We start from the raw sequence: 6,156 nt of genomic DNA, 5'->3' as shown, positions 1-6,156 counted from the left end.
CAGCGGCAGCGGGTCGCTGCTGGTGACCAGCTCCCGCAGCGGATGCCGGGCCAGCACCGCCTCCACCTCCGGCGTCAACGCCGCCGCCAGCCGGGTGGCGCAGGGCAGGGAGTCGTCCCGCAGGGTCCCGGCCGCGGCGAGGACCACGGCCTGTCCGTCCTCCCGCGGGATGCCGGCGGCCGCGCGCTCGTGGAGGTCGGCGCCCTCCTCCAGCACCAGTCCGGTGTCGATGCCCGCCGGAACCTTGATGCCGGCGGTCCTGCGCCAGGTGGTCACGGGATCGCCCCAGGCCTCGACGCGGTAGGTCCACCGGCCCGGGCCGTCCGCGACGACCTCCGCGCCCCACCGGTCACTGCCCGGGGCCAGTTCCCGCATCGGGGTGAACGGCCCCGGACGCCCCTCGGGGTCCTTGAGCACCACATTGGCGGCGACCGCGTCGTGCCCCTCCCGGAAGAGCGTGGCGGTGACCTCGAACGTCTCGCCCACGACGGCCTTGGCCGGCCGCCTGCCGCAGTCGACGGACGGCCGGACGTCCCGTACCGGGATACGACCGATGGTCCGGGTCGTCTTCATGGGTCTGTGCACCTCCGCCGTGCTCGACGCCCGGGCGGTCGCCCGGGCGTGGGACCAAACAGCGGCGGGAAGGTCACTGCCTTCCCGCCGGGGAGCGCCGCTCGACGGCAGGGGGACCCCGTCGGGCCGCGGCCGCCGGGCGGGGCGTGTCGTTCTGTTCCTGCAGATAGGTGACGAGGGTGGTGCGCAGATACCGTTCGGCGGCGTCCGCCGCCTCCCGCGCGCAGCGCTTGCCCATCAGCACGCAGAGGGTGTAGCCGGCGTCCTCGAAGGTGGCCCGCACCGTGTGATCGGTCGGGGCCGCCAGCATCACGCGTTCCCAGGCCCGGTACCGGCGCAGCTGCCGGGCGACTTCGGCTTTGGCGGGTAGCAGCATGGCGCCGTGCACCTTTCCGGGGCTCGATTCGAGGCGCGTTGTCCCGGCGGTCGGGGCGGCGGCCGTGCGCGCAGGTGCACGGACCCGTAACGGCGATCGAGGTCTTCACACATGGTGCACGGGTGATGACGGAACGTCTTGTTGGCTTTTCAATCACTCGGGGCGGTCCGTCGCGGTCCCTCCCGCTCGCATGTCGTCCCGTGCGTCACGGCCGTGTGCTCGTGTTGCACGAACGGACCAACCCCCTCACCCTGAAGGTGACTCAGAAGCGATACCCGCTCACGTTCTGTGTTCGGGGGCTCGCCCCGTGGGGGCGAGGAGGGACGAGAGCTTCGCGTGAGGAGCCAACGACCATGAAGACCGCAGTGCCCTGCTACTACCACCTCGACGTGGAAGTCAGCCCCGAGAGGGTGGGACAGGTCAGCCGCATACTGGCCGCCCACCTCCGGTTCTGGGACCTGGAGAACCTGATGGAGCCCGTCTGCGGCGGCGCCGAGATGCTGCTGCGGGCCATCGACGAGCACGCCACCGACAAGAACACGTCGATCGAGATGTGGTGGAACGGCCAGCACCTCATCACGGCCATCGGGGACAACGACCGCGCCCTGCGCCCCGACCAGGAACTGCGCGGCTGCCTCGAGCACATCGCGGCGAGCAGCGACGGCTGGGGCTGCTGCGCCACCGAGAACGGCAGCAAGGTCATCTGGTTCTCGCAGCGCGCCCGCGCCGGCGAACGCGTCCCCCTCGTGCCCACCGCGCCCGACCCGCGCGAGAGCGAGGGCCTGGACCTCCCCCGCGAGGTGAGCGTCGCCACGCTCACCGGCCGGGTACGAACGCCGGCCGGCATCCTGGAGGAAGTCCGGTGACCCGGAGACAGAACCGGAAAGGGGCGCCCGCCTGGAGCGGGCGCCCCTACCCACTGGGCGCGTCCTACGACGGCGAGGGCACCAACTTCGCGCTCTTCAGCGAGGTCGCCGAACGCGTCGAACTGGTTCTGGTGGACGACGAGGGCCGGCACCGCACCGTACGGCTCACCGAGGTCGACGGCTTCGTCTGGCACGGCTACCTCCCCGGCGTCGGCCCCGGACAGCGCTACGGCTACCGGGTGCACGGGCCGTGGGCCCCGGCGGCCGGCCACCGCTGCAACCCGGCGAAACTGCTCCTCGACCCCTACGCCACCGCGGTGGACGGGCAGATCGACAACCACCCCTCGCTGTACGAGCGCGACCCGCACGGCCCCGACCCCGCCGACAGCGCCGGACACACCGTGCTCGGCGTGGTGACCGACCCGGCCTTCGACTGGGGCGGCGACACCCGGCCCTGCCGCCCCTACTCCGACACGGTGATCTACGAGGCCCACGTCAAGGGCATGAGCCGCACCCACCCCGACGTCCCCGACGAACTCCGGGGCACCTACGCCGGTCTCGCGCACCCCGCCGTGGTCGGGCACCTCACCTCGCTGGGCGTCACCGCCGTGGAGCTGATGCCGGTGCACCAGTTCGTCCAGGACGGTGTGCTGCAGGGCCGTGACCTGGTCAACTACTGGGGCTACAACACCATCGGCTTCTTCGCGCCGCACAACGCCTACGCCGCCCACGGGACCCGCGGGCAGCAGGTCACCGAGTTCAAGAACATGGTGAAGACCCTGCACGCGGCCGGGCTCGAGGTGATCCTGGACGTCGTCTACAACCACACCGCCGAGGGCAACGAGAAGGGCCCCACGCTCTCCTTCCGGGGCATCGACAACTCCGCGTACTACCGCCTGGTGGACGGCGACTGGCGCCACTACTACGACACCACCGGCACCGGCAACAGCCTGCTGATGCGCCACCCGTACGTCCTCCAGCTGATCATGGACTCGCTCAGGTACTGGGTCACCGAGATGCACGTCGACGGCTTCCGCTTCGACCTCGCGGCCACCCTGGCCCGGCAGTTCCACGAGGTCGACCGGCTGTCGGCGTTCTTCGACCTCATCCAGCAGGACCCCGTGATCAGCCGCGTCAAGCTGATCGCCGAGCCCTGGGACGTGGGCGAGGGCGGCTACCAGGTGGGCAACTTCCCCCCGCTGTGGTCGGAGTGGAACGGCCTGTACCGGGACGCCGTACGGGACTTCTGGCGCGGCGAGGAACACACCCTCGGCGAGTTCGCCTCCCGGCTGACCGGCTCCGCCGACCTGTACGCGCACAACGGGCGCCGTCCGCGCGCCAGCGTCAACTTCGTCACCGCGCACGACGGCTTCACCCTGCGCGACCTCGTCTCGTACCACCACAAGCGCAACGAGGCCAACGGCGAGGGCAACCAGGACGGCGAGAACTCCAACCGGTCCTGGAACTGCGGTGTGGAGGGCGTCACCCGCGACCCGGCCGTACTGGAGCTGCGCGCCCGCCAGCAGCGCAACTTCCTCGCCACCCTGCTGCTGTCCCAGGGCATCCCGATGCTCTCCCACGGCGACGAACTGGGCCGCACCCAGCACGGCAACAACAACGCCTACTGCCAGGACAACGAGACCAGCTGGATCGACTGGCGGCTCACCGGCGAACAGCGCGACCTGCTGGACTTCACCCGGCGGCTGATCTCCCTGCGCCTCGCCCACCCCGTGCTGCGCCGCCGCCGCTTCTTCCGGGGCGAGACCGTGCGCCACGCCGGCCAGCCGCTGCCCGACCTGGTGTGGCTGCTGCCCGACGGGCGGGAGATGACCGAGGACGACTGGCAGCGCTCCGACGCCCACTCGGTCGGGGTGTTCCTCAACGGCGACGCCATCGCCGAACCCGGCCCGCGCGGCCGGCGCGTGGTGGACGACTCCTTCCTGCTGCTGCTCAACAGCCACTGGGAGCCCGCCCGCTTCCGCCTGCCGGGCGCCGCGTACGGGGAGCGCTGGACGGCCCTGATCGACACCGCCGACCCGGAGGGCGTCCCCGACGAGGCGGAGCACAAGGCGGCCGCCAACCTCCCCGTGGGCCCCCGGAGCCTGGTCCTGCTGTCCCGCCCGTCCCGCTGACCGGCGGGGCGTCCCCCCGGGTCAGCGCTCGCGGCGTGACGTCACCGTGAACTGGGCGCCCTCGTTGTCGCGGAGCACGGCCTCGTCGGCGCCCAGGGACAGGACGCTGCCGCCGTGCCGCTCGGCGGCGCGGGCGCAGGCGGCCACGTCCTTCACCGCGAAGTGCACCTGCCAGTGCGGCCGGATCGCCGGGTCGGGAGCCGACTCCGCCGCCCCCGACTCGATCCGCGCCACCACGTCCCCTCCGCTGCGCAGCACCACTTCCTCGCCCTCGTACCGCACCTCGACGCAGCCCGGCTTGTCGGACGCCCAGTCGAAGACCCCGCCGTAGAAGATCGCGGCGTCGAAGGCGTCACGGGTGTGCAGCCGGATGAACGCGAGCTGTGCGCGGCGCCAGGTGGGCCAGTCGGTGAACAGCTCGCCCTCCCAGACCCCGAACGTCGCCCCGTCCCGGTCGGCCAGCAGCGCCGCGCGCCCCGGCGGCAGGGAGATCGGGCCGACCGCCGTGGTGCCGCCGCGCTCCTGCACCCGCGCCGCGGCCTCGTCGGCGCTGGGCACCGCGAAGTACGGCGTCCACGCCACCGCCATCTGCCACATGCCGGCGACCCCGGCGATCCCGGCCACCGGCCGGCCCTCGGACAGGGCGATGCGGAACCGGTCGCCGAGGCGCACCGGACGCCACTCCCAGCCCAGCACGGCCCCGTAGAACTCCTCGGTCGTCTTCATGTCGCGGCTGGTCAGGCTCACCCAGCAGGGTGCCCCGAACACGGAGTGCGTCGAGAAGACGTCCGTCGCGCCGGCGGGGGAGGGCATGTCGTGGTTCATGGCAGTCGCGTCCTGATCTCGTCGGCCTGGCAGCCACCCGGATGGCACCAGTGTCCACCGGGTACCCCTCCGGGCGCCTGCCGAGCACCCCGGCGGCGCCGGGACGAAGGGCCCCGCCGTCCCCGGGCCACCCCGGTGGCGCAGGGCGGCCCCAGTGGTGACGATGGATGGATCGGACACTGGTCGAAGGCACTCAAGCACCATGCGAAGGCACCACGAGAGCGGCACACCGGACCCGGAGGTGACCATGCCCACGGACGGGGGCGCGGACCGCATCCTCCAACTGGAGGAAGAGGTACAGCAGCTGAAGGACGCGGTCGTCTCGCACGCGGTGGTGGACCAGGCGATCGGCATGGTCGTCGTCCTCGGACGGGTCTCGCCCGACCAGGGCTGGACGGTGCTGAAGGAGGTCTCCCAGCGCACGAACATCAAGCTGCGCACCGTGGCCGACCTGATCCTCGTCTGGGGGCGCACCGGGCTCCTGCCGGCGGAGGTGCGGACGGTGCTGGAGGAGGTCCTGGACCGGCTCGGCCCCACCCAGATCCCGGGCGTGCCGCCGGAGGGCTGACGCCCCGGCGGAGCCCGTCCCGCTCAGCCGGCCTCGGCGAGCAGTTCCTCGCGCAGCTGGGCGAAGCAGCCGCTGAGCAGCCGGGAGACGTGCATCTGCGAGATGCCGAGCTGCTCGGCGATGCCGCTCTGCGTCATTCCCCGGAAGAACCGCAGATAGAGGATGAGCCGTTCGCGCTCCGGCAGCGCCTCCAGACAGGGCCGCACCGCCACCCGGTCGACGACGGTGTCGTAGGCCGGGTCGGGGCCGCCGATCGCGTCGCCCAGGGCGTAGCCCTCGGTGCCCGGCATCTCCGCCTCCAGGGACAGCGCGGAGAAGCACTCCAGGGCCTCCGTCCCGGTGCGCACCTCGCTCTCGGTCAGCCGGGCGTGCGCGGCGATCTCGGCGACCGTGGGAGCCCGGCCCGGCGTGGTCTGCGCCAGTTCCTTCGCCGCGTGCCGCACACGGTTGCGCAGGTCCTGCACCCGGCGCGGCACGTGCAGCGTCCACATGTGGTCGCGGAAGTGCCGCTTGATCTCGCCGGTGACGGTCGGCACGGCGTACGCCTCGAAGGCGTTGCCGCGCGCCGGGTCGTAGTGGTCCACGGCCTTGACCAGACCGAGGGCCGCCACCTGGTACAGATCCTCCAGGGCCTCGCCGCGGCCCCGGAAACGGACGGCGATGCGCTCGGCCATGGGCAGCCAGGCCGTGACCAGCGCGTCGCGCAGCATCCTGCGTTCGGGTCCTTCGGGCAGCCGGGCCAGGCGCGCGAAGTCCCCCGCCGTGTCGGGGGCGTCGTCGTGGGAGTGCTGCTTCCTGGGACTGACGGTACGCATC

7 protein-coding genes are annotated in these 6,156 nt (G+C 72.3%); 3 read left to right on the top strand and 4 right to left on the bottom strand.

Features of this window, described 5'->3' with window-relative positions; all coding sequences use genetic code 11:
• Both ACFY3N_RS29265 and ACFY3N_RS29260 read right to left on the bottom strand, forming a co-directional pair.
• The coding region (locus ACFY3N_RS29265; RefSeq protein ID WP_390819774.1) for a maltotransferase domain-containing protein at positions 1–573 on the bottom strand (573 nt) is incomplete at its 3' end.
• A 73-nt stretch (positions 574–646) separates the two neighbouring features.
• On the bottom strand, positions 647–949 hold the full coding sequence (locus ACFY3N_RS29260) for a DUF5133 domain-containing protein (protein ID WP_390819773.1): 303 nt from the start codon (positions 947–949) through the stop codon (positions 647–649).
• Between the two features lie 353 nt (positions 950–1,302).
• Here ACFY3N_RS29260 and ACFY3N_RS29255 point away from each other — a divergent pair, with 353 nt between their 5' ends.
• Entirely contained in the window at positions 1,303–1,815 is a 513-nt protein-coding gene (locus ACFY3N_RS29255) for a pep a2 (protein WP_390819772.1), read from the top strand.
• Positions 1,812–3,947, top strand: a complete 2,136-nt coding sequence (gene glgX, locus ACFY3N_RS29250; protein WP_390819771.1) for a glycogen debranching protein GlgX — start codon at positions 1,812–1,814, stop codon at positions 3,945–3,947. Before ACFY3N_RS29255 ends, glgX begins: the two co-directional genes overlap by 4 nt.
• Before the next feature lie 21 nt (positions 3,948–3,968).
• On the opposite strand, the gene ACFY3N_RS29245 is transcribed toward glgX, so the two are convergent.
• Positions 3,969–4,772 (bottom strand): VOC family protein, encoded by an 804-nt coding sequence (locus ACFY3N_RS29245; RefSeq protein WP_390819770.1) that lies wholly within the window; start codon positions 4,770–4,772, stop codon positions 3,969–3,971.
• A gap of 202 nt (positions 4,773–4,974) precedes the next feature.
• On the opposite strand from ACFY3N_RS29245, the gene ACFY3N_RS29240 reads away from it, so the two are divergent.
• Positions 4,975–5,340 (top strand): ANTAR domain-containing protein, encoded by a 366-nt coding sequence (locus ACFY3N_RS29240; protein ID WP_390819769.1) that lies wholly within the window; start codon positions 4,975–4,977, stop codon positions 5,338–5,340.
• Positions 5,341–5,363: 23 nt separating this feature from the next.
• Here ACFY3N_RS29240 and ACFY3N_RS29235 read toward each other — a convergent pair whose 3' ends face one another.
• Positions 5,364–6,155 (bottom strand): SigB/SigF/SigG family RNA polymerase sigma factor, encoded by a 792-nt coding sequence (locus ACFY3N_RS29235; RefSeq protein ID WP_390819768.1) that lies wholly within the window; start codon positions 6,153–6,155, stop codon positions 5,364–5,366.
• Between the last annotated feature and the right edge of the window lies 1 nt (position 6,156).

It is taken from the genome of Streptomyces sp. NPDC000348 (assembly GCF_042898795.1).
GTDB lineage: Bacteria > Actinomycetota > Actinomycetes > Streptomycetales > Streptomycetaceae > Streptomyces.
Note: the sequence above shows the minus strand (reverse complement) of the source record. Positions and strands in the feature narration are given on the sequence as shown.

What these genes read in the sequence shown, in the direction of transcription:
- ACFY3N_RS29235 (WP_390819768.1), bottom strand. Translation starts at nt 6,155, where the DNA reads ATGCGTACCGTCAGTCCCAGGAAGCAGCACTCCCACGACGACGCCCCC.
- ACFY3N_RS29255 (WP_390819772.1), top strand. Translation starts at nt 1,303, where the DNA reads ATGAAGACCGCAGTGCCCTGCTACTACCACCTCGACGTGGAAGTCAGC.
- ACFY3N_RS29245 (WP_390819770.1), bottom strand. Translation starts at nt 4,772, where the DNA reads ATGAACCACGACATGCCCTCCCCCGCCGGCGCGACGGACGTCTTCTCG.
- ACFY3N_RS29260 (WP_390819773.1), bottom strand. Translation starts at nt 949, where the DNA reads ATGCTGCTACCCGCCAAAGCCGAAGTCGCCCGGCAGCTGCGCCGGTAC.
- ACFY3N_RS29240 (WP_390819769.1), top strand. Translation starts at nt 4,975, where the DNA reads ATGCGAAGGCACCACGAGAGCGGCACACCGGACCCGGAGGTGACCATG.